This window comes from Pseudomonas asiatica (genome assembly GCF_040214835.1).
Taxonomy (GTDB): domain Bacteria; phylum Pseudomonadota; class Gammaproteobacteria; order Pseudomonadales; family Pseudomonadaceae; genus Aquipseudomonas; species Aquipseudomonas putida_Z.
Map to the genome: position 1 here is coordinate 1,240,975 of NZ_CP157874.1, position 26,518 is coordinate 1,267,492.

Sequence of the window (26,518 nt, forward strand, 5' to 3'; positions counted from 1 at the left end):
AGCGGATTTTCCCGGCTGATAAAGCCTCAGATGGTGGAAGTTTCCAGCCCGTCTTCACGGTGCAATGCCACCTGGCGGATCGACAGGCGCAGTTCCGCCGACAGCACGCGCTTGGCCACGCCTTCGGCCAGCTCGCCGAGCTTGTCGTGATAACCCAGCTTGCCCTGGGCATCTGCATGCAGCACGCCTTGCTCGAGCAGGGTCTGGATGAAGTGGCGGAACAGGGTCTTGTCGAAGAACTCCGGGGCGTTCAGGCCGTGCAGGATCGACAGGCGCTGGGCCATCATCACGCACAGGTCTTCCAGTTCTTCGGCGCTGAGGCTGTTCTGGCCGCTGTTCAGCAGCAGCGAGGTGGCCATGTAGAAGCGCTGCAGGGTCTGGGTGATGGTGCGGGCGAGCAGGGTCAGCAACACGAACTGCCGCGAGCTGGGTGCCGGGCGAATGTAGGTGTCGTTGTCCTGGCGCAGCAGCCCTTGCTCGACCAGTGCGGTCAGCCACTGGTCGATCACCGCATCCAGTTGCTCCGGCGTCCAGCGCAGGAACAGTTCGGCCTGCAGGTAGGGGTACAGCGCGTGCACATACTGGCCCAGCAGTTCGCGGCTCATGCGCGAACTGCTGAGGAAGAAGCTGGCCAGCAGCGCCGGCAGGGCGAAGATGTGCAGCACGTTGTTGCGGTAATAGGTCATCAGTACCGCGTTGCCTTCATCCAGGTACAGGATGCGGCCCAGGGCGTCCTTCTGCTCGGCCACCAGGTTCATCCCGCGCACGTGTTCGATCAGCGCCTGGCCGTCGCCGTCCGGCAGGGTGGTGTGCGGTGAGTAGGGCACCTGGCGTAGCAAGGCCAGGTACAGGTCGAGCACGCGGGTCAGGGCGCGCTCGTCCAGGGCCAGGCGGCTGGTGGACAGCAGCGCCAGGGCCACCAGGTTGACCGGGTTGATCGCGGCCGCCTCGTTGAGGTGGCGGGCCACGGTTTCACCCAGGCGGGTGGTAGTGGCGTTGAGCCAGGCCGGGCGGTACTGCGGGCCGTGGTCCTGTTCACGCCAGCCGGGCTGTTGCTGGTCGAGGAAGCCGGCCAGGCGGATCGGCTCACCGAAGTTCACGTATACCTGGCCAAAGCGCTGCTTGAGCGCGCCGAACACCTTGAAGATATCGAAGATCGACTCTTTCTTCTTGCTGGCACCGCGCAGCTCGCCCAGGTAGGTGCGGCCTTCGAGCACGCGCTCGTAGCCGATGTACACCGGCACGAACACGATCGGCGTGCGCGACGAACGCAGGAAGCTGCGCAGGGTAATGGCCAGCATCCCGGTGCGCGGCTGCAGCATGCGCCCGGTGCGCGAGCGGCCGCCTTCGACGAAGTACTCGACCGGGAAGCCCTTGGTGTACAGGGTGTGCAGGTACTCGTTGAACACCGCGGTGTACAGCGGGTTGCCCTTGAACGTGCGGCGCATGAAGAAGGCACCGCCACGGCGCAGCAGGTTACCCACCAGCGGCATGTTGAGGTTGATGCCCGCGGCCACGTGCGGCGGTGTCAGGCCGTTGCGGAACAGCAGGTACGACAGCAGCAGGTAGTCGATATGGCTGCGGTGGCACGGCACATAGATCACTTCGTGGCCGGGGGCGATGCCTTGTACCTGCTCGATGTGGTTGACCTTGATGCCGTCGTAGATCTTGTTCCAGAACCAGCTCAGCACCACTTCGAGGAAGCGGATGGCGGTGTAGGTGTAGTCCGAGGCAATTTCGTTGCCATAGCGCAGAGCCAGGGCTTCGGCCTTGGCCAGCGGCAGGTTTTCGCGCTGCGCCTCATCGACGATGGCCTGGCGCACCTGGGGCGCGTGGATCAGGCCCTTGACCAGGTTGCGCCGGTGCGAGATGTCCGGGCCGATGACGGCGGTCTTGAGGTTGCGAAAGTGCACGCGCATCAGGCGCTGGGCCATGCGCACGGTGCGCTCGTGGCCCTTGTTGTGCTGTACCAGTTCGCGCAGGTGGATGGGCGCGGAGAACTGCACCCGGGTCTTGCGCCCGAGGATCAGCACGGTCAGCAGCCGGCGCAGGCGCCCGGTAACCGCCCAGCTGTCGGCGAACAGCAACTTCCACGGGCTGGATTCACTCGCCGGGGTCTGGCCCCAGAACACACTGACCGGAATGATCTGCGCATCCTCTTCGGCGTGCTGGCTGACGGCGGCGACCAGGCGCTCCAGGGTAGGCGGGGCGCCGCGCTTGTCATGGCGGCCGAGCCAGTCCGGGTCCGGGGTCAGGTAGAAGAACGCCGCCGGTTCCTGCAGCGGGCCAACCGCCACCGGCAGCACCGGGCGCGGCAGGCCTGCCTTGGTGCATTCATGGTCGAGCACGGCCAGGTCGGTGAGCGCGGGCGAGGGCAGGGCATAGAACACCGGGCGGCTGCGGTCGAGCTTGAGGGTGAGGGAGGACTGGTTGATGGTCTCGGAGCGCACCCACAGGTACAACAGGCGACGCAGGGCGCCGAAGATCAGGCGGCGCAGGGGGGAACGGGTCATGGGGTGTGTGCCCTGGGTGTGATTTTCAGGTGGGTATCCAGCCAATTAGTCTGCCGTATCCGCGCAAGTTCAGCAAAAATCGCCGAACGGCGCGACGGTCATCAAATTTTTTTGTTCTGTGTCATATACTCGGCCTGCCACTTGCAAGATATTTGCGCAAGCGGCGTCGACACAGGGAGGGACTCTGTGTCTGCAAGGCGATCTTCACAATAAAAATCCGGAGTAGTTCAGATGTCGTCTCGTGAGACTGGGAATGTAAAGTGGTTCAACGATGCCAAGGGTTATGGCTTCATTCAGCGCGAAGGTGGTGCGGATGTATTCGTCCACTATCGGGCGATCCGCGGTGAGGGGCATCGTACCCTGGTCGAAGGACAGCGGGTGGAATACGCCTGCGTGCAGGGCCAGAAAGGCCTGCAAGCCGAGGACGTGGTAGGCCTCTGAGCCTCTGCTGTAATGGCCGGCTGACGCGGCCTGTGTAGGAGCGGCCTTGTGTCGCGAAAGGGCTGCGTAGCGGCCCCGGCAACAGGTGCCGTGCCGCCATTGTCAGGGGGCCGCTTTGCGGCCCTTCGCGACACAAGGCCGCTCCTACAGGAATCAACCTCCGGTGCGCCAGGTGATTTCCTCTTCACCGTCGGCACTGATGCGGACCCAGCGGTCGGCATCTTCTTCCCCATCTTCCTCCACCCAGCCACCTGGCGCGCAGCGCACTTCCACGCCCAGTGCGGCGAATGCGGCGCGGGCGCAGGCAACGTCATCGGCCCACGGCGTCTGGTCGCTTTCCAGGTACAGGCTGTTCCATTTCCCTACAGCCTTGGGTAACCAGGTGACCGGAATGTTACCGGCCTGGCATTTGAAGGTATGGCCTTTCTGCTTCCATTCGCTGCATGGGCCGATTGCCTGGGCGAGCCACTCGGCAATCTGCTTGTGGTCGACGTCGGCGTCCTTCAGGTAGATCTCGATATCAGGTTGGCGCATAAGGGCTCCGGGTGTGCTCAGTCTTGGCGCACGAAATAGTCATAACGCATGGAAACCGTGACCTCGAACGGCTCGGGCTGGTCGATCACCCGGGCACGCTTTTCGGCACTGGCACGCCAGCCGTGCGGGGTCATGGCCAGCAGGTCGGCGCGGGCCTTGGGCGCGGCCAGGCTCAGGCGGAACTCCAGGGTTTCGCTGTGGGCATGGGCCATGCCTTCGGGGACCAGGGCCAGGTGTTTGTCGTCGGCGTAAGGGCGTACTTCATCGTAGAGCACTTCGCGCAGCTCCATCAGGTGGCCGCTGGTGGGGCCGACCCGCATCAGGCCGCCGCCGGGGCTGAGCAGGCGCTTGGCCTCGGCCCAGTCCAGCGGGCTGAACACGCTGGCGATGAACTGGCAGCTGGCGTCGGCCAGCGGCACGCGGGCCATGCTGGCGACCATCCAGGTAACCTCGGGCGCGCGGCGGCAGGCACGCTTGACCGCCTCACGGGAGATGTCCAGGGCGTAGCCGTCGGCGGCCGGCAGCGCCTGGGCGATCTGCGCGGTGTAGTAACCCTCGCCACAGCCGATGTCCAGCCAGGCACCGGGCTGGCGCTCGGCGGCCAGCTCGGCCAGGCGGCGCGCCACCGGCGCGTAGTGGCCGGCGTCGAGGAAATCGCGGCGGGCTTCGACCATGGCCTGGTTGTCACCCGGGTCGCGGCTGTTCTTGTGCTGCACCGGCAGCAGGTTCAGGTAACCCTGGCGGGCGCGGTCGAAGCGGTGGCCGGCCGGGCACACCACACCGTTGTCGAGCCGGCTCAGCGGTGCCTGGCAAAGAGGGCAGGCGAGCATCAGGCGAGCAACCGGACCAGGGTCTGGTAATAGATTTCGGTCAGCAAATCGAGGTCGCTGGCCAGGATCCGCTCGTCCACCTGGTGGATGGTGGCGTTGACCGGGCCGAGCTCGACCACCTGGGTGCCCATGGTGGCGATGAAGCGGCCATCGGAAGTACCACCGCTGGTGGACGGCTGGGTGTCGCGGCCGGTGACGCCCTTGATGCTGGCCGAGACGGCGTCCAGCAGTTCGCCCGGTTCGGTGAGGAACGGCAGACCCGACAGCGCCCAGTCGATCGACCAGTCCAGTTCATGCTTGTCGAGGATCGCCGACACCCGCGCCTGCAGGCCTTCGACGGTGGACTCGGTGGAGAAGCGGAAGTTGAACAGTGCGGTCAGCTCGCCCGGTACCACGTTGGTGGCGCCGGTACCGGAGTTGAGATTGGAGATCTGGAAGCTGGTCGGCGGGAAGAACGCATTGCCTTCGTCCCAGTGCTCGGCCGCCAGTTCCGCCAGGGCCGGTGCGGCCAGGTGGATCGGATTGCGCGCCAGGTGCGGGTAGGCCACATGGCCCTGCTTGCCGCGCACGGTCAGCTTGGCGCCCAGCGAGCCACGGCGGCCGTTCTTGACCACGTCACCCAGCAGGGTGGTGCTGGAGGGTTCGCCGACGATGCACCAGTCCAGGCGCTCGTTGCGTGCTTTCAGGCGCTCGACCACGGCCTTGGTGCCATGGTGGGCCGGGCCTTCCTCGTCGCTGGTGATCAGGAACGCGACCTTGCCGCGGTGGTCCGGGTAGTCCTGCACGAAGCGCTCGCTGGCAATCACCATGGAGGCCAGGCTGCCTTTCATGTCGGCGGCGCCACGGCCGCAGAGCATGCCGTCGGCGTCGATCAGCGCTTCGAACGGCTCATGCTGCCATTGCTGCACCGGGCCGGTCGGTACCACGTCGGTGTGGCCGGCAAAACACAGCACCGGGCCATCCTGGCTGCCGTGGGTGGCCCAGAAGTTGTCGACGTCCTCGAAGCGCATCGGCTCGAGCTGGAAGCCCACGGCGCCCAGGCGGTTCATCATCTGCGCCTGGCAGTCGGCGTCGACGGGGGTGACCGAGGGGCGGCGGATCAGGTCGCAGGCCAGTTGAAGGGTAGGCGAGAGCTCGGCAGGGGCCGTCATGGGGGACTCCGGGGCAAGGCAAGGCGGGGAAATCTGAGGGGCGTTATCTTATATCAAACCGTCAGGCCGATGGGGCCGCTTTGCGGCCCATCGCGACACAAGGCCGCTCCTACAGGCGATCTCGCCATATCTGACGGGATGCGATCCCCTGTAGGAGCGGCCTTGTGTCGCGATAGGGGCGCAAAGCGCCCCCCCGCCATTCTCAAGCCTGCTGCGCCTCGACGGCCTTTTCCCCTGGCTTGGGCAGCGAAGACAGGAACGCCATCACCAGCGCCGCCACATAAGGCAACGACTGCACCAGCAACATCGCCACCCAGAAGCGCATGTCCGAGCTCGGCAGCCCCTGTACCAGGTAGATGCCCAGCGCTGCGCCCCACAGCAGCAACATGATGAACAGCTCTTCCCGCGCCTCGGAAATCGCCACCAGCAGCCCGTGGCTGTCGGCGTTCTTCGGTGTGCGGAAGAACGGCATGCTGCTGGTGAAGAACCCGTACAGCACCGCCTTGGCAATGGTATGCGACAGCGCCAGCCCGGCCAGCGCCGCAGCAAAGGCATCCTTCAGGTTCACCCCTACCGCGCGGCGGTAGAGGAAGATGATCTTGCCGACCTTGAAGAAGAACAGTGCCAGCGGCGGAATGGCAAAGATCATCAGCGGCGGGTCGACCCGGTGCGGCACGATGATCATCGCCGCCGACCACAGCAGCGCGCCGATGGTAAAGAAGATGTTCATGCCATCGGCGATCCATGGCAGCCAGCCGGCCAGGAAGTGGTAGCGCTGGCCGCGGGTCAGCTCGCTGCCCTTGCCGCGCAGCAGGGCGCTGGCGTGGTGCTTGATGATCTGGATGGCGCCGTAGGCCCAGCGGAAGCGTTGCTTCTTGAAGTCGATGAAGGTGTCGGGCATCAGGCCCTTGCCGTAGCTGTTGTGGGCATAGGCGGCCGACAGGCCCTTCTCGAATACCCGCAAGCCCAGTTCGGCGTCCTCGCAGATGCACCACTCGGCCCAGCCCAGCTCTTCCAGCACGCTGCGCCGGGTCATGGTCATGGTGCCGTGCTGGATGATCGCGTCACGGTCGTTGCGGGTGACCATGCCAATGTGGAAGAAGCCCTTGTACTCGCTGTAGCACAGCTTCTTGAAGGCGCTTTCGTGCTGGTCGCGGTAGTCCTGCGGCGACTGCACCACGGCAATCTTCGGGTCGGCGAAGTGCGGCACCATGTGCTTGAGCCAGTTGCGGTCGACGCAGTAGTCCGAGTCGATCACCGCGATCACTTCGGCGTCCTTGGCGGTGTGCGGGATCAGGTAGTTCAGCGCGCCGCCCTTGAAACCGGCCAGGGGCGCGACGTGGAAGAACCTGAAGCGCTCGCCGAGCTTCTCGCAATGGGCCTTGAGCGGCTCCCACACGGCCGGGTCCTTGGTGTTGTTGTCGATCACCAGCACTTCGTAGTCGGGGTAGTCCAGCGCGGCCAGGGCATCTAGGGTCTGTTTGACCATCTCCGGCGGCTCGTTGTAGCACGGCACATGCACCGACACCTTGGGCCGGTAGGCGCTGTCGGCCTGCACCGGCAGGAATTCGCGCCGGCGCTTGTGTATCCATACCGCCTCGGCCAGTTCGTGGGCCTCGGTCAGCAGCACGATGAACACGCCCAGCGCGCCGAGGGCCAGCAGCACGCCCACGGTCAGGCTGAACCAGGTGCTGTATTGCTGGCTGTAGTCGTAGGCGATCCATACCAGCACCGACCCGCACAGGAAGGTGATGAAGGTCAGGAAGGTGCGGCCGCGCTGGCGCAGGGCCGAACCGTCGATGAACAGCACCATCAGGGCAATCATCGCCAGCACCACCGAGGCCACCGCCAGGGCGCGCCATTGCGGGATCGCCACCACCGGGCCGTCAAAGTTGAATTTTTGCTGGCGCTCGGCGTTGTACACGCCCCAGTAGGCGCCGACCGAGCCTTCGTCACTGGCCTTCCACGGCTGGTCGTAGGCCTCGATGACGAAGTAATTGTAACCACGGCGGTTGAGGGTGTTGACCAGGGTACGCAGGTAGATGGCCTGGTCGGCCTGGGTGGCATCGGCGCCGCCGCGCATGCGGCCGTTGCTCGGCCAGCCGACTTCCGACAGCAGCAGGGGTTTGCGCGGGAACTGGTGCTTCAGTTCGCGGGCGCGGTCGAGCACGAACTCGACCGAATCCTTCATCGGCACGAACTCCCAGTACGGCAGGATGTGCGCGGCAATCAGGTCGACGTGCTTGGCCAGCTGCGGGTTTTCCTTCCAGATGTGCCACTGCTCACTGGTGGTCACCGGCACCTTGACCGCTGCGCGTACCCGGTCCAGGTACTTGATCAGGTTTTCCGGGGTGACTTCTTCGCGGAACAGTGCCTCGTTGCCGACCACAACCCGCACCACGCTGCGCGAGGTGTTGGCCAGCTGGATGGCTGTGGCGATTTCGCGTTCGTTGCGCTCCAGGTCCGGGCTGATCCAGATGCCCAGCGTCACCCGCAGGCCGAATTCCTCGGCCAGGCGCGGGATATCCGCCTGGGTACCCTCCACGGTGTAGATCCGGATGCTGTCGGTCAGTTTGCTCAACTGCTCCAGGTCCTGGCGCATCTCGTCGTCACTGGGGTACTGGCCCTTCTGCGGGCTTTCGCCCAGACGGAACGGTGAATACGAGAATCCAGAGATCTGTTCTGGCCAGGCGGGGGCGGAGACCGGGCGGTTGATCAGCGCCCAGAACCCGGTGAACAACGCGGCGATGGCCAGGACCACGACCAGGTTCAGGCCGAATTTACGTGAAGACATTGTCGTCCATATGTGTCGAAGTGATAGGACATTAAAGCAGGGTTGATAGTCTCTTTCCTAACGATGCAGGCCATGGGCCCGCTGGCATATAATGCGCGCCGGTTTTTTGGGGTATGAACATGAGCACAGAAGATCCACGCTTCGCCGGCGTTGCCCGGCTGTATGGCGACCAGGGGTTGCACCGTCTGGGCCAGGCCCATGTGGCCGTGGTCGGTATTGGCGGGGTAGGCTCGTGGGCGGCGGAAGCGCTGGCCCGCAGTGGCGTGGGCGAGATCACCCTGTTCGACCTCGACGACGTGTGCGTCAGCAACACCAACCGCCAGGCCCATGCGCTGGATGGGCAGGTGGGGCGGCCCAAGGTCGAGGTCATGGCCGAGCGCCTGCGGGCGATCAACCCGGCGTGCACGGTGCATGCAGTGGCCGACTTCGTCACCCGCGACACCATGGTCGAGTACATTACCGAGAACCTCGACTGTGTGATCGACTGCATCGACAGCGTCATGGCCAAGGCGGCGCTGATTGCCTGGTGCCGGCGGCGCAAGATCGCCATCGTCACCACGGGTGGCGCCGGTGGGCAGATCGACCCGACACAGATCCAGATCGCCGACCTGAACAAGACCTTCAACGACCCGCTGGCCTCGCGAGTGCGTTCCACCCTGCGCCGCGACTACAACTTCTCGCGCAATGTCAGCCGCAACTATGGCGTGCCATGCGTGTTCTCCAGCGAACAGCTGCGCTACCCCAAGGGCGATGGCAGCGTTTGCCTGCAGAAAAGCTTCGTGGGTGAGGGCGTGCGGCTGGACTGCTCGGGTGGCTTTGGCGCGGTGATGATGGTGACCGCGACCTTTGGCATGGTGGCGGCGAGCAAGGCGGTGGAAAAACTGGTAGCGGGGGCGCGGCGACCTTCGGAGCGGGTCAAGCCTGAATAACTGCTTCTGGCCCACTCGGTCCTTGTAGGAGCGGCCTTGTGTCGCGAAAGGGGCGCGTAGCGGCCCCAGGTTCCCAGTTCCACCACAGAGATTGATGGGGCCGCTTTGCGGCCCTTTCGCGACACAAGGCCGCTCCTACAGGTACAGCGCCAGCCAAAACGCCCCGCGATACCTGTGGGAGCGGGCGAGCCCGCGAAGAGGCCAGCACCGATTCAACGGTTGGACGCCAGCTCTGCCATCCGCTGCAACACCGCATGCAGCCCATTGCTGCGCGATGGCGAAAGCTGGCGCTCCAGGCCCAGCTGAGTGAACCACTCACGCAGATCGAGCCCGGCGAGCTCTTCACTGGCCAATCCCTGCACCCGCACCAGCAACAACGCCAGCAGCCCACGCAACAGGCGTGCATCGCTGCTGGCCTTGAACCGCCACAAGCCCTCGACCTGCTCGGCCACCAGCCATACCAGGCTTTCGCAGCCATGCACCCGGTTGGCCTCGGTCTTTTCAATGTCCGCCAGCGGTTCCAGCCGGTCGCCCCATTGCATTAGCAGCCGCGCACGCTGTTCCCAGCCCTTGCCCTGCTCGAAAGCTTCCAGCGCCTGGCGCGCCTGATCCGGCAGGGTCATCGCAACAGCTCCAGGCCTTGATCCAGCGCCGCGAAGAAACGCTGCAAGTCATCGCTGTCGTTATACAGCCCCAATGACACGCGGATTGCGCCCTCCAGGCCCAGGCCCTGCAGCAGCGGCATGGCACAGTGGTGCCCGGCACGCACGGCAATGCCTTGCTCGGTCAGCAGGTGGGCGATGTCGGCGTTGTGCACGCCGTCGATGACGAAACTGGCAAGGGCCGCCTGTGGCGTGCCCAGGATGCGCACGCCATCGCGGTCCGCCAGGCCGCGCAGCAGGTACTGGTGCAGGCTGGTTTCATGGGCTTCGAGCGCCTGGGCATCGAGGCTGGCCAGGTAGTCCAGGGTTGCACCCAGGCCGATCACCCCGGCGATCGGCGGCGTGCCTGCCTCGAACCCCAGCGGCGCCGGGCGGAAGCTGGCGCTGTGGTATTCGGCCAGTTGCACCATCTCACCGCCGAACTGCCAGTGGTGCAGCAGTTCCAGCGCCTGGCTGCGGCCGTACAGCACACCGACGCCTTCCGGGCCGTACAGCTTGTGGCTGGAGAACACATAGAAGTCGCAGCCAAGCTGCTGCAAATCATGGCGGCCATGCACCACGCCCTGGGCACCGTCGACCACGGTCAGCGCGCCTTGGGCGCGGGCATGGGCCAGCAGCGTCGGCAGCGGCTGCCAGGTACCCAGTACGTTGGACAGCTGGCTCACCGCCAGCACCCGGGTGCGCGGGCCGATCAGTTGCAGCGCCTGGTCCAGGTCGATGCGGCCATGGGCATCCAGCGGCAGCACCACCAGGCGCAGGTTGCGCCGGCGCGCCAGCTGTTGCCAGGGCAGCAGGTTGGCATGGTGCTCCAGGGCACTGACGGCAATTTCGTCACCGGCCTCGAAGCGGTGTTCCAGGCCATAGGCCAGCAGGTTCAGCGCCGAAGTGGCACCGTGGGTGAAGATGATCTGCCGCGAGTCTGCCGCATTGAGCCAGGCGGCAACCTTGTCGCGGCTGGTTTCGAAGGCCTGGGTCGCCAGTGCGCCGGGCAAGTGCTGGGCTCGGTGCACGTTGGCCGCGCCATGGCCGTAGTAATGGCTCAGGGCATCGAGCAGGGCTTGCGGCTTCTGGGTAGTGGCGGCGCTGTCCAGGTAGGTCTGGTGCTGCCGTTGCAGGGCGGCGATGGCGGGAAAATCGGCACGCCAGGGGGAGGGCTGAAACATGGTCGCGGGGCCTGGAATGAAAATCGGGTCTGGCGTGGTGCCAGACCCGATCTTAACATTTCAAACGCTGAGAATCCGCTGTTCGCGAGCAAGCTAGCTCCGGCAGCGGTTGAAGGGTTCTCAGTTGTGCGCGTGCAGCGCCTCGTTCAGCTCGATGGCCGACTTGTGGGTCTTGCACTCCACCGCGCCGTTCAGCGAGTTGCGGCGGAACAGCAGGTCGGTCTGGCCGGCCAGGTCGCGGGCCTTGACCACTTTGACCAGCTGGTTGTTCTCGTCCAGCAGGTTCACCTTGGTACCGGCGGTGATGTACAGGCCGGCTTCGACGGTGTTGCGGTCGCCCAGCGGAATGCCGATACCGGCATTGGCGCCGATCAGGCAGCCTTCGCCAACCTTGATGACGATGTTGCCGCCACCGGACAGGGTGCCCATGGTCGAGCAGCCGCCGCCCAGGTCCGAGCCCTTGCCGACGAATACGCCAGCGGAAACGCGGCCTTCGATCATGCCCGGGCCTTCGGTGCCAGCGTTAAAGTTGACGAAGCCTTCGTGCATGATGGTGGTGCCTTCGCCGATGTAGGCGCCCAGGCGCACGCGGGCGGTGTCGGCGATACGCACGCCGGCCGGGACCACGTAGTCGGTCATTTTCGGGAACTTGTCCACCGAGAACACTTCCAGCAGCTCGCCCTTCAGGCGCGCTTCCAGTTGCAGTTCGGCGAGTTCGGCCAGGTCGACCGCGCCCTGGTTGGTCCAGGCCACGTTCGGCAGCAGTGGGAAGATGCCGGCCAGGCTCACGCCGTGCGGCTTGACCAGGCGGTGCGACAGCAGGTGCAGCTTGAGGTAGGCCTCTGGGGTCGAGGTCAGCGCGGCGTCTTCGGCCAGCAGGGTGGCGACCAGCGGCTTGTGGCTTTCGGCCAGGCGGGTCAGCAGGGCGGCCTGGGCGGCATCCACGCCTTTCACGGCTTCGGCCAGTTGCGCGGCCTGGGCGTTGCTGAAGGCGATGGCCTGGTTGCCACCTTGGTAACCGAGAACAGGGGCTACTGCAGCGACCAGTTCGGCGCTCGGGTTGAGCAGCGGTTGTGCGTAGAACACTTCCAGCCAGGCGCCCTGGCGGTTCTGGGAGCCGACACCGAAGGCCAGGCTGAACAGGGTATTGGACATGTGATTACCTCGTGCGAAATAGGGTAGGGCTCAGGCCAGGGCAGCGGCGTACAGGTCGGGCTTGAAGCCGACCAGGGTACGCGCGCCAAGGTCGAGCACCGGGCGCTTGATCATCGACGGCTGGGCCAGCATCAGCTCGACGGCCTTGGCCTGGTCGAGGTCGGCCTTGCTGGCGTCGTCCAGCTTGCGGAAGGTGGTGCCGGCACGGTTGAGGATGACTTCCCAGCCGTGTTCGTCGCACCAGCGGTTCAGGCTGTCACGGTCGATGCCTTGGGCCTTGTAGTCGTGGAATTCGTAGGCGATGGCCTGGTCTTCGAGCCAGGTACGTGCCTTTTTCATGGTGTCACAGGCTTTGATGCCGTAGAGCGTGTAGGTCATTGTGTGCATTGGGGATCACAGGCTGCCCCAATCTCTCCGTTTTCCGATTTCAGTCGCGGGATTATGCGGGAACGATCCTCGCGGCGCCACGCCCGTGGCGCCCATGTTTACTGATCAAGGTATGTCTCAAGCGACCAGGCGCTGTACCGAACCGATGATCTCATCACCGTGTTGCTGTTCGGCGGTGCGCAGATCGAAGGCGGTCTGCAGGTTGAGCCAGAACTCGGGGGTGGTGTCCAGGCAGATGGACAGGCGCAGCGCCATGTCGGCGGAAACACCGCCCCGTTCACGCAGGATGTTGTTGACGGTTGGCGTGGCAACGCCTAGCGCCCGGGCCAGTGCCGCGGCGCTGAAACCCATTTCTTTCTGGAAGTCCTCACGCAGGACTTCTCCGGGATGAATCGGACGCATACCGTTCTTGAGCATGATGCACCTCAGTGGTAATCGACAATTTCAACGTTAATCGGCCCGTTGTCGGTCCAGATAAAGCACAGGCGCCATTGGTCATTGACACGGATACTGTGCTGGCCTGCACGGTTGCCGCTCAATGCCTCGAGACGGTTGCCAGGTGGCGACCGAAGGTCTCGCAGCTCTGTTGCGGCATCGAGCATGGCCAGTTTGCGTTCCGCAACTGACTTGATATCTGACCAACGCCGTGTCTTTCCATGAGTAAAAAGTGCTTCCGTGTCGGCACAGCTAAAGCTTCGAATCATGAGGCTGAATGCTTAACGTTATTCGTTAAGGTTGATTATACGACGGGATTCCAGCAATTCAAGCCTGATTAGCGCACGATGCTCGCCAACGTCAGTCACGATTGCTGGGTATCATCATGTTACATATTCATCCGCCACCTGCGACTATCGTGCAGCGGCCCCGAATCCCCCATCGCCGCTAACATATTGTTTCAATGGCGATGTTTCGCCCTGTTGTCGTTTCTGGTTCACAAAGGAAGCTTTCCCGGATGCAGTCCGCCTACACCGTCCTCATCCTGCTGACGCTGGTCAGCGTGTCGAAGCTGGTCGGCCGCATGATTCCGCTGCCCTTGCCGCTGGTACAGATCGCCGCCGGCGCCTTGCTTGCGTGGCCGACACTGGGCCTGCATGTGGCACTGGACCCCGAGCTGTTCCTGTTCCTGTTCCTGCCGCCGTTGCTGTTCGCCGACGGCTGGCGCATTCCCAAGCGCGAGTTGTGGCGCATTCGTGGGCCGGTGGTGGCGCTGGCCGTGGGTCTGGTGCTGTTTACCGTGGTCGGGGCCGGTTACTTCATTCACTGGCTGCTGCCGAGCATCCCGCTGCCCGTGGCCTTCGCCCTGGCCGCAGTGTTGTCGCCAACCGACGCCGTGGCGGTTTCGGCCATTACCCAGGACCGCCTGCCCACCCCGCTGATGCACATGCTCCAGGGCGAGGCCCTGATGAACGATGCCTCGGGCCTGGTGACCTTCAAGTTCGCCCTGGCGGCGGCGATCACCGGGGTGTTCTCGCTGACCGACGCAAGCTTCAGCTTCGTACTGGTCGCCCTGGGCGGCCTGGCGGTGGGCGTGGCCCTGAGCTGGCTGATCGGCCGCCTGCGTGCCTGGATGATCGCCCGCGGCTGGGACGACCCGGCCACCCACGTGGTGTTCATGTTGCTGCTGCCGTTCGCTGCCTACGTGCTGGCCGAGCGCCTGGGCGTGTCGGGCATCCTTTCGGCGGTAGCGGCTGGCATGATGCAGAGCTGGCTCGACCTGCTGCCACGGCAGACCAGCACGCGCCTGCTCAACCGCAGCGTGTGGTCACTGCTGGAGTTCGCTTTCAACGGCCTGATCTTCCTGCTGCTGGGCCTGCAGTTGCCGGACATCATCAAGGCCGTGGTCAGCCATGAACCCACCGTCTGGCCGACCCTGGCCTGGCGCTGCCTGGACGTGGTGGCGATCTTTGTGGCGCTGATCTTGCTGCGGTTCATCTGGGTCCAGAGCATCTGGCGCTCGATCGGTGTGGTACGCCGCTGGCGCGGCAAGCCGGCGCTGGTGCTGATGCCCACGGCGCGCTCCTGCTGGTTGCTGACCCTGGGTGGTGTGCGCGGTGCGGTCACCCTGGCCGGTGTGATGTCGATCCCGTTGCTGATGGGAGCAGGCAAGGCCTTCCCGGAGCGTGACCTGCTGATCTTCATTGCGGCCGGGGTGATCCTGCTGTCGTTGATCAGTGCCTGTATCGCGTTGCCGCTGTTGCTGCGCGGGGTGACCAAGAGCCCGGACGAGCGCTTGCACCAGGAGGTGCAGGAGGCCTGGCGACGCACGGCCGAGGCGGCGATCCATGCGCTGGAGGCAGAGGAAGTGATCGACAGCAATGCGCCGCAGGATGCCGCGCAGGCGACCCTGGCGACCGAGTTGAAGGCGCGCTTGATGGCGGAATACCGCGATGAGCTGGATAGCTACAACGACAGTGCCGAGGCCAAGGCGCTGGCCGAGCAGATGGACCTGCTGGAGCGGCGTTTGCGCTTGCGGGCGCTGCGGGCGCAGCGGCTGGAGCTGTATGAGCTGCATCGCCAGCATCTGGTGGGGGATGAAGTGGTGCGGCAGGTGCTGGGTGAGCTGGATATGAGTGAAGCGAACCTAGGGTCAGTCAGGTAGACCGCAGGGGGCCGCTTTGCGGCCCTGTGGGAGCGGGTTTACCCGCGAATCAGGCGATGCGGTGCATGGCACCGGCTGTGCCGGTGTTCGCGGGTAAACCCGCTCCTACAGGTACTGCACAACACTCGAGAGTTGTACGGCCCCTGTCGAATCAGCGGTTTTGCAGGAACTCGCGAATCCGCTCCGCCGCCTCGATGCACTCGGCCAGCGGTGCAACCAGTGCCATGCGCACGCGCCCGGCGCCCGGGTTCACGCCATCCACTTCGCGCGACAGGTACGACCCCGGCACCACCGTCACATGCTGGGCCTCGAACAGGTCGCGGGTGAACTCGGCATCGCCGCCGGGTACCTTGGCCCACAGGTAGAAGCTGCCATCCGGTCGCTGCACGTCCAGCACCGGCTGCAGGATATCCAGCACGGCATCGTACTTGGCGCGGTACTGGTCGCGGTTCTCGCGCACATGCGCCTCGTCCTGCCAGGCAGCGATGCTGGCCAGCTGGGTTTGTACCGGCATGGCGCAACCGTGATAGGTACGGTACAGCAGGAACGGCTTGATGATCTCGGCGTCACCGGCGACGAAGCCCGAGCGCAGGCCCGGCAGGTTGGAGCGCTTGGACAGGCTGTGGAATACCACGCAGCGCTTGAAGTCGTTGCGGCCCAGTTCCGCACAGGCAGTCAGCAGGCCTGGTGGCGGGGCATCCTCGTCGAAGTACAGCTCGCTGTAGCACTCGTCGGCGGCAATCACGAAGTCGTGCTCGTCGGCCAGGGCAATCAGCTTCTTCAGGGTGTCCATCGGCACCAGTGCGCCGGTGGGGTTGCCCGGCGAGCACAGGAACAGGATCTGGCAACGCTTCCACACTTCAGCCGGCACGGCGTCGAAGTCGGGGTTGAAACCGTTGCTTTCCAGGCACGGCAGGTAGTGCGGGGTGGCACCGGCCAGCAGCGCTGCGCCTTCGTAGATCTGGTAGAACGGGTTGGGGCTGACCACCAGGCCGTCATCGGCGCGGTTGACCACGGCCTGGGTGAAGGCGAACAGCGCTTCACGGGTACCGTTGACCGGCAGGATGTGGCGGTCGGCATCCAGCCATCCGGCCGGTACGCCGAAGCGCCGCTCGCACCACTGGCCGATGGCCTGGCGCAGGGCGGGCAGGCCGATGGTGCTCGGGTACACCGCCAGCTTGTCGAGGTTGTCGGCCATGGCCTGGGCGACGAACGCCGGCGATTCGTGCTTCGGCTCACCGATCGACAGGGCGATGGCGCGCTTGTCCGCCGCAGGTGCAACGCTGCCCAGCAGGGCGCGAAGTTTCTCGAACGGGTAGGGCTGAAGCTGGGTCAAGGCATGGTTCATCGGCGCAAGGTCTCGTCAATCGTCTAGTCGTTAAAAGGTCACGCGGGTGGGGCTGGCATCGCTGGCCTGGCCGGCCTGCAGCTGCTGGACGATGGCCTCCTGCAGTCGGCTGCACAGCTGTGGGTCGGACAGCGGCTGGTTGTCGGCATCGGTGATGAAGAACACGTCTTCCACCCGCTCGCCAAGGGTGGCGATCTTGGCGTTCTGCAGCGACAGGTCGAACTCCAGGAAGATTCGCCCCAGCCGGGCCAGCAGGCCTGGGCGGTCGGGCGCGGTGATTTCGAGGATGGTCACCGGCCGCTGGGCATCGTTGAGGATGGTCACCTGTGGCGGGAAGTCGAAGTGCTTGAGCTGGCGCGGTACCCGGCGCTGGATGATGGTCGGGTAGTCCTCGGGGTTGCGCAGCGCTTCGGTCAGGCCGTCGCGAATCTGCTTGACCCGCTGCGGGTTGTCGCCGATCGAGCCGCCGTCGTTGTCCAGCACGATGTAGGTGTCGAGGGTGAACTGGCTGCTCGAGGTGATGATTCGCGCGTCATGAATGTTCAGGTTCAGCTGCGACATGGCCGCCACCGTCACGGCGAAGAAGTCGTGCTGGTCGGGGGCATAGATGAAGATCTGCGTGCCACCCTCGAACTCGCGCTGGGTGGTTTCCTTGATCAGCACCAGCGGCCCGCCATCGGCCGGCTGCTGGAGGATCGCGTCACTGTGCCAGGCCACGTCGGCGGCGGTGTGCTTGAGGAAGTAGTCATCGCCCAGCTGCGACCACAGCTGCTCGACGTCGTCCGGGTCGGTGCCTTCGCGCACCAGGATATCCAGCGCCGCCGATTGGGTCTGGCGAATCTGCTCCTCGCGGTCCAGCGGGTTTTCCAGGCCACGGCGCAGGGCGCGCTTGGTCTCGGTGTACAGCTGGCGCAGCAGGCTGGCGCGCCAAGAATTCCACAGACTGGGGTTGGTGGCGTTGATATCGGCCACGGTCAGCACGTACAGGTAGTCCAGGCGTGTCTCGTCGCCCACGTGCAGGGCAAAATCGTTGATCACCTGAGGGTCGGACAGGTCCTTGCGCTGGGCGGTGGTCGACATCACCAGGTGGTTCTGCACCAGCCAGACGATCAGCCGGCTGTCCCAGGCCGGCAACTGGTGGCGCTCGCAGAACTTCTGCGCATCCACGGCGCCCAGCTCGGAATGGTCGCCCTGGCGGCCCTTGCCGATGTCGTGGTACAGGCCGGCCAGGTAGATCAGTTCGGGCTTGGGCAGGCGGCCCATGAGCTTGCTGGCCAGCGGGAATTTTTCGGACACCGGCGTGTATTGCAGCTTGCGCAGGTGCTTGATGAGGTTGAGGGTGTGCGCATCGACCGTATAGATGTGGAACAGATCATGCTGCATCTGCCCGACGATCAGGCCGAACTCCGGCAGGTAGCGACCGAGGATGCCGTAGCGGTTCATCCGCCGCAGGTTGCGGTGGATGCCGATTTCGCACTTGAACAGCTCGATGAACAGGCTGGTGTTGCGGATATCGGTGCGGAAGGTATCGTCGATCAGGTGCCGGTGCTCGCGCAGCAGCCGCACGGTATCGGCGCGTACGCCCTTGATCTCGGGGTGCTGGGCCATCAGCACGAAGATTTCCAGCATGGCGAACGGCGTGCGCTTGAACACGTTCGGCCTGGCCGCTTCTATGTAGCCGTCATGCAGGCGGAAGCGCGCGTTCAGCGGCTGGGTGGTGCCGCTGTCGTCATCGGCGAGGATGACCTCCTCGAAGTGCTGGATGATCAGGTCGCACAGCTGGCTGATGCTCATCACCACCCGGTAGTACTGCTGCATGAACTGCTCGATCGCCCGCTTGGGGTTGTCGTCGCTGTAGCCCAGCAGCGCGGCGATGCTGCGCTGGTGGTCGAACAGCAGGCGGTCCTCGGCGCGCCCGGCCAGCATGTGCAAGGCGTAGCGCACCCTCCACAGGAAGTCCTGGGACGAGGCCAGCAGCTCGTTCTCGCTTTCCAGCAGGAAACCTTCGCCGGCCAGCGCGTGCAGGTTGAGGGTGCCGTACTGGCGGCGGGCCACCCACAGCACTGTCTGGATGTCGCGCAGGCCGCCGGGTGAACCTTTCACATTGGGTTCGAGGTTGTACTCGGTGTCGTTGTACTTGTGGTGGCGGGCCTTGAGTTCGGCTCGCTTGGCCAGGAAGAAGTCCTTGCTCGGCCACATGTGCGCAGTGCTGGTCACCTCCAGCATGCGCTGGCGCAGGGCCTCGGGGCCGGCAATGGTGCGGCTTTCCATCAGGTTGGTGATGACCGTCAGGTCGGCACGGGCCTGCTCGGCGCACTCGTCGACGGTGCGCACGCTCTGGCCCACTTCCAGGCCGATGTCCCACAGCAGGGTGAGAAACCGCTCGATGGCATCGCGATACTGCTCGTGTTCGGCAGCACCCAGCAGGATCAGCAGGTCGATGTCCGAATGCGGGTGCAGCTCACCGCGCCCGTAGCCACCCACCGCGACCAGGGCGATGCCGCTCTGGTCGCCCCAGTCGAACTGGTTCCAGGCCTGTTGCAGGATGTTGTCGACGAGCCAGGCGCGGGCCTCGATCAGTGGGCGGATTTCGCAGCCACTGCGGAAACGCTTGTCGAGCACCTCGCCGGCCTGGCGGATGGCTTTCTTGAAGGCGGCGATGGGGCTCGCCTTGAGGGCCAGTTCCGCCTGGAACTGGCCGCGGTCGAACAGCTCGGGGTCCACCTGGGGCATCGCGTCACGTTCCTGTCGTGGGGGTGGCCTGTGGGAGTGCGGTCAGGCCGAGGTGCGCGGGATGGTGTCGTCCTTGCGCAGGGTGAAGATCTCGTAGCCGGTCGCGGTCACCACCAGGGTGTGCTCCCACTGGGCCGAGAGCTTGCGGTCCTTGGTGATGGCGGTCCAGCCGTCGCCCAGCACCTTGGTGTCGGCCTTGCCCTGGTTGATCATCGGCTCGATGGTGAAGGTCATGCCTTCCTTCAGCTCCATGCCGGTGCCAGCGCGGCCGTAGTGCAGGATCTGCGGCTCTTCGTGGAACACCTTGCCAATGCCGTGGCCGCAGAACTCGCGCACCACCGAGAAGCCGTTCTTTTCAGCGTGCTTCTGGATCACTTCGCCGATGTCGCCCAGGCGGCAGCCCGGCTTGACCAGTTCGATGGCCTTGTACATGCACTCCTGGGTGACCTTGGACAGGCGCTCGGCCCATACCGGCACGGTGCCGACGTGGAACATGCGGCTGGTGTCGCCGTGGTAGCCGTCCTTGATCACGGTGACGTCGATGTTCAGCGTGTCACCGTCCTTGAGCGGCTTGTCGTTGGGGATGCCGTGGCAGACCACATGGTTGATCGAGGTGCAGATCGACTTCGGGTAGCCCTTGTAGTTGAGCGGTGCCGGGATGGCCTGCTGGACGTTGACGATGTAGTCGTGGCACAGGCGGTCCAGCTCTTCGGTGGTGACACCGGGCTTGACGTGTTCCTCGATCATTTCCAGCACGTCGGCGGCCAGGCGGCCAGCGATGCGCATCTTCTCGATGTCTTCTGCGGTCTTGATGGTGACGGTCATTACAGGCTCTCTACAGCGCCGCATGCGGCGCGAACAAACGGGAAAGGCCGGATTCTAGCAGAGCAGGGCGCCGATCGGTCGGGATAAAGGCGGCCATGCTGCTGTCTACAGCTGGCATTCTGGCGCGAAAGCCGGGGTGCTGCAAAAACCGCTGACGGACGCAACAGTATCCGGGTTCCGTTCGGCCGCGGTCTGTGGTATAAAATGCGCCGCTTTCGGGGACGACCCCGTCAGCACTTAACCCACACACGTGTCGACACGATGACCTGGGTGCCCCGAGTTGCAGAATTCGCGGGTTGGTCATTGGGATACGTGGAGGCCCAACCCGACTTATCAAGGAACTATCATGTCCCAAGTCAACATGCGCGATATGCTGAAGGCCGGTGTGCACTTCGGCCACCAGACCCGTTACTGGAACCCGAAAATGGGCAAGTACATTTTCGGCGCGCGTAACAAGATCCACATCGTCAACCTGGAAAAAACCCTGCCAATGTTCAACGACGCTCTGTCGTTCGTAGAGCGCCTGGCCCAGGGCAAGAACAAGATCCTGTTCGTCGGCACCAAGCGTTCCGCCGGCAAGATCGTCGCCGAGCAAGCTGCTCGTTGCGGTTCGCCGTACGTTGACCACCGTTGGTTGGGCGGCATGCTGACCAACTACAAGACCATCCGCGCTTCGATCAAGCGGCTGCGCGACCTGGAAACCCAGGCCGAAGACGGCACTTTCGCCAAGCTGACCAAGAAAGAAGCCCTGATGCGCTCCCGCGACCTGGAAAAACTGGATCGCAGCCTGGGCGGCATCAAGGACATGGGCGGTCTGCCAGACGCTCTGTTCGTTATCGACGTTGATCACGAGCGCATCGCGATCACCGAAGCCAACAAGCTGGGCATCCCGGTTATCGGCGTTGTCGATACCAACAGCAGCCCGGAAGGTGTTGACTACATCATCCCAGGTAACGATGACGCCATCCGCGCTATCGAGCTGTACATGACTTCGATGGCTGACGCAGTCATCCGCGGCCGTAACAACGTTGCCGGCGGCACCGAAGTTTACGCTGAAGAAGCGGCTGCACCTGCTGCCGAGTAATTAGACGCTAGCGTCGACTTGGCACGCAAAAAGGGGGCTCTGCCCCCTTTTTGCCACCTTGAAATCCTGCTGTCAGCATCGGCCCCGCATCATGGGCTCGCTGAGATAAACACAGCGGATTTGCAGAATTGAACGCCCGTGACGAACGGGTGGAATGGTTGAAAAACTTTCCAAGAGGATTTTGAAATGGCAGCAATTACTGCAGCGCTGGTCAAAGAACTGCGCGAGCGTACCGGCGAAGGCATGATGGATTGCAAGAAGGCCCTGGAAAAGGCCGGCGGCGACATCGAAAAAGCCATTGACGACATGCGTGCCTCGGGCGCCATCAAGGCCGCCAAAAAGGCTGGCAACGTCGCTGCTGAAGGCGCTATCGCCGTCAAGACCGACGGTAAATCCGCCGTCCTGCTGGAAGTGAACTCGCAGACCGACTTCCTGGCCCTGCAAGACGACTTCAAGAACTTCGTTGCCGACAGCATCGAAGAAGCCTTCGCCCAGAAGCTGACCGACGCTGCTCCGCTGATCGCCTCGCGTGAAGCTGCTCGTGAAGCCCTGGTTGCCAAGTGCGGCGAGAACGTCAACATCCGTCGCCTGGTGCGCGTTGAAGGTGACGTTGTCGGTGCCTACCTGCACGGCAACAAGATCGGCGCTGCCGTTGTCCTGAAAGGCGGCGACGTCGATCTGGCCAAGAACATCGCCATGCACGTTGCAGCTTCGAACCCTGAGTTCCTGCTGCCGTCGGAAGTATCGGCCGAAGCCATCGAGCGCGAGAAGGGCGTCTTCCTGCAGCTGAACGCTGACAAGATCGCCGGCAAGCCGGAAAACATCGTCGAGAACATGATCAAAGGTCGTATCTCGAAGTTCCTGGCCGAAGCCTCGCTGGTCGAGCAAGCCTTCGTCATGAACCCGGAAGTCAAGGTTGGCGAGCTGGCCAAGAAAGCCGGTGCTGAAATCGTTTCCTTCACCTACTTCAAAGTAGGCGAAGGCATCGAGAAGCCAGTCGACGACTTCGCTGCTGAAGTTGCCGCTCAGGTAGCTGCTGCCAAGCAGTAAGACAGCCCCGTCTGTCGCCCCGAAGAGGCTGCCCGCTCACGCGCGCAGCCTCTTTGTCAAAACGGCGAAGGGTTTATAAAACCTGCCGCCGCTGGCACCAAAACGGTGCCACGCTACAGTTAGCAGGCTGCAAACAGCCCGCACGAATTTTCTAAAAGTACGCCGCAGGAGAGACTTGCAATGGCTCAGCAGGTGAGTGGTCGCCAACCTCGCTATAAACGCATTTTGCTCAAACTTAGCGGCGAGGCCCTGATGGGCTCGGAAGACTTCGGGATCGACCCGAAAGTGCTGGATCGCATGGCCCTCGAAGTTGGCCAGCTGGTAGGGATCGGTGTCCAGGTCGGCCTGGTGATCGGTGGTGGCAACCTGTTCCGCGGTGCCGCGCTCAGCGCAGCCGGCATGGACCGCGTCACCGGTGACCACATGGGCATGCTGGCCACCGTGATGAACGGCCTGGCCATGCGCGACGCGCTGGAGCGCTCGAACATCCCGGCCCTGGTCATGTCGGCCATTTCCATGGTCGGTGTCACCGATCATTACGATCGTCGCAAAGCTATTCGCCACCTCAACTCCGGGGATGTGGTAATTTTCTCCGCCGGTACCGGCAACCCGTTCTTCACCACCGACTCCGCGGCCTGTCTGCGCGCCATCGAAATCGATGCCGACGTTGTGCTGAAAGCGACCAAGGTCGATGGTGTGTACACTGCCGATCCATTCAAGGACCCGCATGCCGAGAAGTTCGATCACCTGACCTACGACGAGGTCCTGGATCGCAAGCTGGGTGTGATGGACCTGACCGCAATCTGCCTGTGCCGTGACCACAAGATGCCATTGCGGGTATTCAACATGAACAAGCCTGGCGCCCTGCTGAACATCGTGGTGGGTGGCGCTGAAGGTACTCTGATCGAGGAAGGCCAAGCATGATCAACGACATCAAGAAAGACGCGCAGGAGCGCATGACCAAGTCCCTCGAGGCCCTGGCCCGCAACCTGGCGGCAATCCGCACCGGTCGCGCCCACCCGAGCATCCTGGACAGCGTCAAGGTCCCGGCCTGGGGCAGCGAGATGCCGCTGAACCAGGTGGCCGCGATCACCGTCGAAGATGCCCGCACCCTGAAGATCGTCGCCCACGACAAGAACCTCAGCGCCGCCATCGAGAAGGCCATCCTCACCTCCGACCTGGGCCTGAACCCGTCCAGCGCCGGCACCACCATCCGTGTGCCGATGCCGGCCCTGACCGAGGAAACCCGCAAGGGCTATACCAAGCAGGCCAGCGGCGTTGCCGAGGATGCCAAGGTAGCCGTGCGCAACGTGCGCCGTGACGCCCTGGCCGACCTGAAGAAGCTGACCAAGGACAAGGAAATCAGCGAAGACGAAGAGCGTCGTGCCGCTGACGAAATCCAGAAACTGACCGACAAGTACGTTGCCGAAGTCGATGCCGCCTTCAAAGCCAAGGAAAAGGACCTGATGGCCGTCTAAGGCCGGGGTTTTTTAATGGAAAAGACCAAGCCAGCGGCGCCGTCCTCGGTGCCGCGTCATGTCGCGATCATCATGGATGGCAACAACCGCTGGGCGAAAAAGCGCCTGTTGCCCGGCGTTGCCGGGCACAAGGCGGGTGTCGACGCCGTTCGCGCGGTCATCGAAGTCTGTGCCGAGTCCGGGGTCGAGGTGCTGACCCTGTTCGCCTTCTCCAGTGAGAACTGGCAGCGTCCCGCCGAAGAGGTCGGTGCGCTGATGGAGCTGTTCTTCTCGGCCCTGCGCCGCGAGGCCAAGCGCCTCAACGAGAACAACATCAGCCTGCGTATCATCGGTGACCGTTCGCGTTTCCATCCCGAGCTGCAAGCCGCCATGCGCGAGGCCGAGGCGCTGACCGCCGGCAACAACCGCTTCATTCTGCAGATCGCGGCCAACTACGGTGGCCAGTGGGACATCGCCCAGGCCGCCCAGCGGCTGGCGCGGGAAGTGCAAGCCGGGCACCTGCGCCCGGAAGACATCACCCCGGGCCTGCTGCAGACCTGCCTGGCAACCGGCGAGCTGCCGCTGCCGGACCTGTGCATCCGCACTGGTGGCGAGCACCGCATCAGCAACTTCCTGTTGTGGCAGCTGGCCTACGCCGAGCTGTATTTCTCCGACCTGTACTGGCCGGACTTCAAACACGAGGCCATGCGCAACGCCCTGGCCGATTTCGCTTCGCGCCAGCGCCGCTTCGGTAAGACCAGCGAGCAGGTCGAGGCTGGAGCTCGTGCTTAATGCTTAAACAACGCATCATTACCGCGCTGATCCTGCTGCCGATCGCGCTGGGTGGCTTCTTCCTGCTCAATGGTGGGGATTTCGCCCTGTTCATCGGCTTCGTGGTGACCCTCGGCGCCTGGGAGTGGGCGCGCCTGGCCGGGCTCATGGCCCAGCCACTGCGCATCGCCTATGCCGTGGTCGTCGCCGGAGCGCTGATGTTGCTGTACATCCTTCCGGAGCTGGCGCCTTGGGTGCTGGGCGCTGCGGTGATCTGGTGGGGGTTGGCCACCTGGCTGGTGCTTACCTACCCGCGCAGCAGCGAGCTGTGGGCCAGTGCCGCCTGCCGGTTGCTGATCGGCCTGCTGGTATTGCTGCCGGCCTGGCAGGGGTTGGTGCTGCTCAAGCACTGGCCGCTGGGTAACTGGCTGATCCTGTCGGTCATGGTGTTGGTGTGGGCTGCCGATATTGGCGCGTACTTCTCCGGCCGTGCCTTCGGCAAGCGCAAGCTGGCGCCTCAGGTCAGCCCTGGCAAGAGCTGGGAAGGCGTGTATGGCGGCCTGGCGGTCAGCCTGGTGATCACCCTGGTGGTCGGTATCAGCCGCGACTGGGGCTTCGGCCAGATCCTGCTGGGCCTGCTGAGTGCCGCGCTGGTGGTCATGTCTTCGGTGGTCGGTGACCTGACCGAAAGCATGTTCAAGCGCCGTTCCGGCATCAAGGACAGCAGCAACCTGTTGCCCGGCCATGGTGGGGTGCTCGACCGCATCGACAGCCTGACTGCGGCGATCCCGATTTTCGCCGTGCTGCTGTGGGCTGCCGAATGGGGTGTTATGTGAGCCGCCCGCAGCGTATTACCGTGCTCGGGGCCACCGGCTCCATCGGCCTGAGCACGCTGGATGTCATCGCGCGCCATCCCGACCGCTACCAGGTGTTCGCCCTGAGTGGCTATTCGCGTATCGACGAATTGCAGGCCCTGTGCGTGCGCCATCGCCCGGCATTCGCCGTGGTGCCGAGTGCCGAGGCGGCCGCGCGACTGCGCGAAAGCCTGGTAGCGGCGGGCTGCGCCACCGAGGTGCTGGAAGGCGAGGCCGGGCTGTGCCAGGTGGCTTCTGCGTCGGAAGTGGACGCAGTGATGGCGGCCATCGTCGGCGCCGCCGGCCTGCGCCCCACCCTGGCGGCGGTCGAGGCGGGCAAGAAGGTGTTGCTGGCCAACAAGGAGGCGCTGGTGATGTCCGGCGCGCTGTTCATGGAGGCGGTGCGGCGCAGTGGCGCCGTGCTGCTGCCGATCGACAGCGAGCACAATGCGATCTTCCAGTGCATGCCCGGCGACTACGCGCGCGGCCTGAGTGCCGTCGGCGTACGCCGGATCCTGCTCACCGCCTCCGGTGGCCCGTTCCGCGAGACCCCCGTCGAGGCGCTGCTGGATGTCACCCCGGAACAGGCCTGCGCGCACCCCAACTGGTCCATGGGGCGCAAGATTTCCGTGGATTCGGCCAGCATGATGAACAAGGGCCTGGAGCTGATCGAGGCCTGCTGGTTGTTCGATGCCGCACCGGCCAAGGTCGAGGTGGTGGTGCACCCGCAGAGCGTGATCCACTCCCTGGTGGATTATGTCGACGGTTCGGTGCTGGCGCAGCTGGGTAACCCGGACATGCGCACACCCATTGCCAACGCCCTGGCCTGGCCCGAGCGGATCGATTCCGGGGTGGCGCCGCTGGACCTGTTCGCCATCGCCCGTCTGGATTTCCAGGCGCCCGACGAACAGCGCTTCCCTTGCCTGCGCCTGGCGCGGCAGGCTGCCGAGGCCGGCAACAGCGCACCGGCCGTGCTCAATGCGGCCAACGAGGTTGCGGTCGAGGCATTTCTCCAGCGGCGTATCCGCTTCCCGGAGATCGCGGGTATGATCGAACAGGTGCTCGATCAGGAGCCCGTCGTACCGCTGCCGTCGCTGGACGCGGTGTTCGCCGCCGACCAGCGTGCCCGGGAGCTTTCCCGTGAGTGGCTGAGGCGTCACGGTCGCTGATGCAGGCCCGCCACGGTTCACGAGGGGGCTGGGCATGATGCCAGCCCGCTGAACATCATTCGGAGATGG

General features: G+C 64.3%; 24 protein-coding genes. 10 read left to right on the forward strand and 14 right to left on the reverse strand.

Features of this window, described 5'->3' with window-relative positions; genetic code table 11:
- Window positions 1-26: 26 nt before the first annotated feature.
- Entirely contained in the window at window positions 27-2,513 is a 2,487-nt protein-coding gene (gene plsB, locus ABNP31_RS05680; RefSeq protein ID WP_350013084.1) for a glycerol-3-phosphate 1-O-acyltransferase PlsB, read from the reverse strand.
- A gap of 231 nt (window positions 2,514-2,744) precedes the next feature.
- Here plsB and ABNP31_RS05685 point away from each other — a divergent pair, with 231 nt between their 5' ends.
- Window positions 2,745-2,954, forward strand: a complete 210-nt coding sequence (locus ABNP31_RS05685; RefSeq protein WP_003252255.1) for a cold-shock protein — start codon at window positions 2,745-2,747, stop codon at window positions 2,952-2,954.
- A gap of 153 nt (window positions 2,955-3,107) precedes the next feature.
- On the opposite strand, the gene ABNP31_RS05690 is transcribed toward ABNP31_RS05685, so the two are convergent.
- The 4 genes from ABNP31_RS05690 to ABNP31_RS05705 all read right to left on the reverse strand — a co-directional run bounded on the left by ABNP31_RS05690 (window position 3,108) and on the right by ABNP31_RS05705 (window position 8,263).
- Window positions 3,108-3,488: a hypothetical protein gene (locus ABNP31_RS05690; RefSeq protein WP_039614802.1), complete on the reverse strand. Its 381-nt coding sequence runs from the start codon at window positions 3,486-3,488 to the stop codon at window positions 3,108-3,110.
- A gap of 17 nt (window positions 3,489-3,505) precedes the next feature.
- A complete protein-coding gene (locus tag ABNP31_RS05695; RefSeq protein WP_025337963.1) occupies window positions 3,506-4,318 on the reverse strand; it encodes a putative RNA methyltransferase in 813 nt (270 codons plus the stop codon).
- Entirely contained in the window at window positions 4,318-5,469 is a 1,152-nt protein-coding gene (gene dapE / locus ABNP31_RS05700) for a succinyl-diaminopimelate desuccinylase (protein ID WP_085587666.1), read from the reverse strand. Before dapE ends, ABNP31_RS05695 begins: the two co-directional genes overlap by 1 nt.
- Window positions 5,470-5,671: 202 nt before the next feature.
- Window positions 5,672-8,263 carry a glycosyltransferase gene (locus tag ABNP31_RS05705; RefSeq protein WP_075043974.1) on the reverse strand — a complete coding sequence of 864 codons (2,592 nt, stop codon included), beginning with the start codon at window positions 8,261-8,263 and terminating at the stop codon, window positions 5,672-5,674.
- A gap of 119 nt (window positions 8,264-8,382) precedes the next feature.
- Here ABNP31_RS05705 and tcdA point away from each other — a divergent pair, with 119 nt between their 5' ends.
- Entirely contained in the window at window positions 8,383-9,192 is an 810-nt protein-coding gene (tcdA, locus tag ABNP31_RS05710) for a tRNA cyclic N6-threonylcarbamoyladenosine(37) synthase TcdA (protein ID WP_162276773.1), read from the forward strand.
- Between the two features lie 212 nt (window positions 9,193-9,404).
- Here the strand turns inward: tcdA and ABNP31_RS05715 are convergent, their stop codons facing one another.
- From ABNP31_RS05715 to ABNP31_RS05740, 6 genes are all read right to left on the reverse strand, one after another.
- The gene (locus ABNP31_RS05715) at window positions 9,405-9,815 is read right to left on the reverse strand and encodes a SufE family protein (protein ID WP_274119684.1); all 411 of its coding nucleotides are present in this window, start codon (window positions 9,813-9,815) and stop codon (window positions 9,405-9,407) included.
- On the reverse strand, window positions 9,812-11,017 hold the full coding sequence (locus ABNP31_RS05720) for a cysteine desulfurase (RefSeq protein ID WP_350013085.1): 1,206 nt from the start codon (window positions 11,015-11,017) through the stop codon (window positions 9,812-9,814). The genes ABNP31_RS05715 and ABNP31_RS05720 overlap by 4 nt, the downstream gene beginning before the upstream one ends.
- 120 nt (window positions 11,018-11,137) lie before the next feature.
- Window positions 11,138-12,172 (reverse strand): 2,3,4,5-tetrahydropyridine-2,6-dicarboxylate N-succinyltransferase, encoded by a 1,035-nt coding sequence (gene dapD / locus ABNP31_RS05725; RefSeq protein WP_025337969.1) that lies wholly within the window; start codon window positions 12,170-12,172, stop codon window positions 11,138-11,140.
- Between the two features lie 30 nt (window positions 12,173-12,202).
- Entirely contained in the window at window positions 12,203-12,550 is a 348-nt protein-coding gene (locus tag ABNP31_RS05730) for an ArsC family reductase (protein ID WP_025337970.1), read from the reverse strand.
- A 126-nt stretch (window positions 12,551-12,676) separates the two neighbouring features.
- The gene (gene graA, locus ABNP31_RS05735) at window positions 12,677-12,976 is read right to left on the reverse strand and encodes a type II toxin-antitoxin system antitoxin GraA (RefSeq protein WP_004375387.1); all 300 of its coding nucleotides are present in this window, start codon (window positions 12,974-12,976) and stop codon (window positions 12,677-12,679) included.
- A gap of 8 nt (window positions 12,977-12,984) precedes the next feature.
- The gene (locus ABNP31_RS05740; protein ID WP_082810539.1) at window positions 12,985-13,263 is read right to left on the reverse strand and encodes a type II toxin-antitoxin system RelE/ParE family toxin; all 279 of its coding nucleotides are present in this window, start codon (window positions 13,261-13,263) and stop codon (window positions 12,985-12,987) included.
- Window positions 13,264-13,511: 248 nt separating this feature from the next.
- Here ABNP31_RS05740 and ABNP31_RS05745 point away from each other — a divergent pair, with 248 nt between their 5' ends.
- Window positions 13,512-15,158, forward strand: coding sequence for a Na+/H+ antiporter (locus ABNP31_RS05745; RefSeq protein ID WP_013971247.1), 1,647 nt, complete (start codon window positions 13,512-13,514; stop codon window positions 15,156-15,158).
- A gap of 151 nt (window positions 15,159-15,309) precedes the next feature.
- Here the strand turns inward: ABNP31_RS05745 and dapC are convergent, their stop codons facing one another.
- The 3 genes from dapC to map are packed head-to-tail and all read right to left on the reverse strand — an operon-like array spanning window position 15,310 to window position 20,064.
- Entirely contained in the window at window positions 15,310-16,506 is a 1,197-nt protein-coding gene (gene dapC / locus ABNP31_RS05750; protein ID WP_085664592.1) for a succinyldiaminopimelate transaminase, read from the reverse strand.
- A 30-nt stretch (window positions 16,507-16,536) separates the two neighbouring features.
- Complete coding sequence (locus tag ABNP31_RS05755) at window positions 16,537-19,239, reverse strand: [protein-PII] uridylyltransferase (RefSeq protein WP_085664593.1); 2,703 nt, start codon at window positions 19,237-19,239, stop codon at window positions 16,537-16,539.
- A 42-nt stretch (window positions 19,240-19,281) separates the two neighbouring features.
- Window positions 19,282-20,064 carry a type I methionyl aminopeptidase gene (gene map / locus ABNP31_RS05760; protein WP_025337973.1) on the reverse strand — a complete coding sequence of 261 codons (783 nt, stop codon included), beginning with the start codon at window positions 20,062-20,064 and terminating at the stop codon, window positions 19,282-19,284.
- Between the two features lie 346 nt (window positions 20,065-20,410).
- On the opposite strand from map, the gene rpsB reads away from it, so the two are divergent.
- The 7 genes from rpsB to ispC all read left to right on the forward strand — a co-directional run bounded on the left by rpsB (window position 20,411) and on the right by ispC (window position 26,449).
- The gene (rpsB, locus tag ABNP31_RS05765) at window positions 20,411-21,148 is read left to right on the forward strand and encodes a 30S ribosomal protein S2 (RefSeq protein WP_003252287.1); all 738 of its coding nucleotides are present in this window, start codon (window positions 20,411-20,413) and stop codon (window positions 21,146-21,148) included.
- A gap of 186 nt (window positions 21,149-21,334) precedes the next feature.
- Window positions 21,335-22,198: a translation elongation factor Ts gene (gene tsf, locus ABNP31_RS05770; protein WP_013971250.1), complete on the forward strand. Its 864-nt coding sequence runs from the start codon at window positions 21,335-21,337 to the stop codon at window positions 22,196-22,198.
- Window positions 22,199-22,378: 180 nt separating this feature from the next.
- Window positions 22,379-23,122 (forward strand): UMP kinase, encoded by a 744-nt coding sequence (gene pyrH, locus ABNP31_RS05775; protein WP_003252294.1) that lies wholly within the window; start codon window positions 22,379-22,381, stop codon window positions 23,120-23,122.
- The gene (gene frr, locus ABNP31_RS05780) at window positions 23,119-23,676 is read left to right on the forward strand and encodes a ribosome recycling factor (RefSeq protein WP_025337974.1); all 558 of its coding nucleotides are present in this window, start codon (window positions 23,119-23,121) and stop codon (window positions 23,674-23,676) included. Before pyrH ends, frr begins: the two co-directional genes overlap by 4 nt.
- Before the next feature lie 15 nt (window positions 23,677-23,691).
- Window positions 23,692-24,447, forward strand: coding sequence for a polyprenyl diphosphate synthase (gene uppS / locus ABNP31_RS05785; protein ID WP_015269194.1), 756 nt, complete (start codon window positions 23,692-23,694; stop codon window positions 24,445-24,447).
- Window positions 24,447-25,262 (forward strand): phosphatidate cytidylyltransferase, encoded by an 816-nt coding sequence (locus tag ABNP31_RS05790; RefSeq protein WP_013971253.1) that lies wholly within the window; start codon window positions 24,447-24,449, stop codon window positions 25,260-25,262. The genes uppS and ABNP31_RS05790 overlap by 1 nt, the downstream gene beginning before the upstream one ends.
- Window positions 25,259-26,449 (forward strand): 1-deoxy-D-xylulose-5-phosphate reductoisomerase, encoded by a 1,191-nt coding sequence (gene ispC, locus ABNP31_RS05795; protein ID WP_085587678.1) that lies wholly within the window; start codon window positions 25,259-25,261, stop codon window positions 26,447-26,449. Before ABNP31_RS05790 ends, ispC begins: the two co-directional genes overlap by 4 nt.
- Window positions 26,450-26,518: the final 69 nt, after the last annotated feature.

Coding starts and splice junctions, on each gene's coding strand:
- plsB (WP_350013084.1), bottom strand. CDS start 2,513: ATGACCCGTTCCCCCCTGCGCCGCCTGATCTTCGGCGCCCTGCGTCGC.
- ABNP31_RS05685 (WP_003252255.1), top strand. CDS start 2,745: ATGTCGTCTCGTGAGACTGGGAATGTAAAGTGGTTCAACGATGCCAAG.
- ABNP31_RS05690 (WP_039614802.1), bottom strand. CDS start 3,488: ATGCGCCAACCTGATATCGAGATCTACCTGAAGGACGCCGACGTCGAC.
- ABNP31_RS05695 (WP_025337963.1), bottom strand. CDS start 4,318: ATGCTCGCCTGCCCTCTTTGCCAGGCACCGCTGAGCCGGCTCGACAAC.
- dapE (WP_085587666.1), bottom strand. CDS start 5,469: ATGACGGCCCCTGCCGAGCTCTCGCCTACCCTTCAACTGGCCTGCGAC.
- ABNP31_RS05705 (WP_075043974.1), bottom strand. CDS start 8,263: ATGTCTTCACGTAAATTCGGCCTGAACCTGGTCGTGGTCCTGGCCATC.
- tcdA (WP_162276773.1), top strand. CDS start 8,383: ATGAGCACAGAAGATCCACGCTTCGCCGGCGTTGCCCGGCTGTATGGC.
- ABNP31_RS05715 (WP_274119684.1), bottom strand. CDS start 9,815: ATGACCCTGCCGGATCAGGCGCGCCAGGCGCTGGAAGCTTTCGAGCAG.
- ABNP31_RS05720 (WP_350013085.1), bottom strand. CDS start 11,017: ATGTTTCAGCCCTCCCCCTGGCGTGCCGATTTTCCCGCCATCGCCGCC.
- dapD (WP_025337969.1), bottom strand. CDS start 12,172: ATGTCCAATACCCTGTTCAGCCTGGCCTTCGGTGTCGGCTCCCAGAAC.
- ABNP31_RS05730 (WP_025337970.1), bottom strand. CDS start 12,550: ATGACCTACACGCTCTACGGCATCAAAGCCTGTGACACCATGAAAAAG.
- graA (WP_004375387.1), bottom strand. CDS start 12,976: ATGCTCAAGAACGGTATGCGTCCGATTCATCCCGGAGAAGTCCTGCGT.
- ABNP31_RS05740 (WP_082810539.1), bottom strand. CDS start 13,263: ATGATTCGAAGCTTTAGCTGTGCCGACACGGAAGCACTTTTTACTCAT.
- ABNP31_RS05745 (WP_013971247.1), top strand. CDS start 13,512: ATGCAGTCCGCCTACACCGTCCTCATCCTGCTGACGCTGGTCAGCGTG.
- dapC (WP_085664592.1), bottom strand. CDS start 16,506: ATGAACCATGCCTTGACCCAGCTTCAGCCCTACCCGTTCGAGAAACTT.
- ABNP31_RS05755 (WP_085664593.1), bottom strand. CDS start 19,239: ATGCCCCAGGTGGACCCCGAGCTGTTCGACCGCGGCCAGTTCCAGGCG.
- map (WP_025337973.1), bottom strand. CDS start 20,064: ATGACCGTCACCATCAAGACCGCAGAAGACATCGAGAAGATGCGCATC.
- rpsB (WP_003252287.1), top strand. CDS start 20,411: ATGTCCCAAGTCAACATGCGCGATATGCTGAAGGCCGGTGTGCACTTC.
- tsf (WP_013971250.1), top strand. CDS start 21,335: ATGGCAGCAATTACTGCAGCGCTGGTCAAAGAACTGCGCGAGCGTACC.
- pyrH (WP_003252294.1), top strand. CDS start 22,379: ATGGCTCAGCAGGTGAGTGGTCGCCAACCTCGCTATAAACGCATTTTG.
- frr (WP_025337974.1), top strand. CDS start 23,119: ATGATCAACGACATCAAGAAAGACGCGCAGGAGCGCATGACCAAGTCC.
- uppS (WP_015269194.1), top strand. CDS start 23,692: ATGGAAAAGACCAAGCCAGCGGCGCCGTCCTCGGTGCCGCGTCATGTC.
- ABNP31_RS05790 (WP_013971253.1), top strand. CDS start 24,447: ATGCTTAAACAACGCATCATTACCGCGCTGATCCTGCTGCCGATCGCG.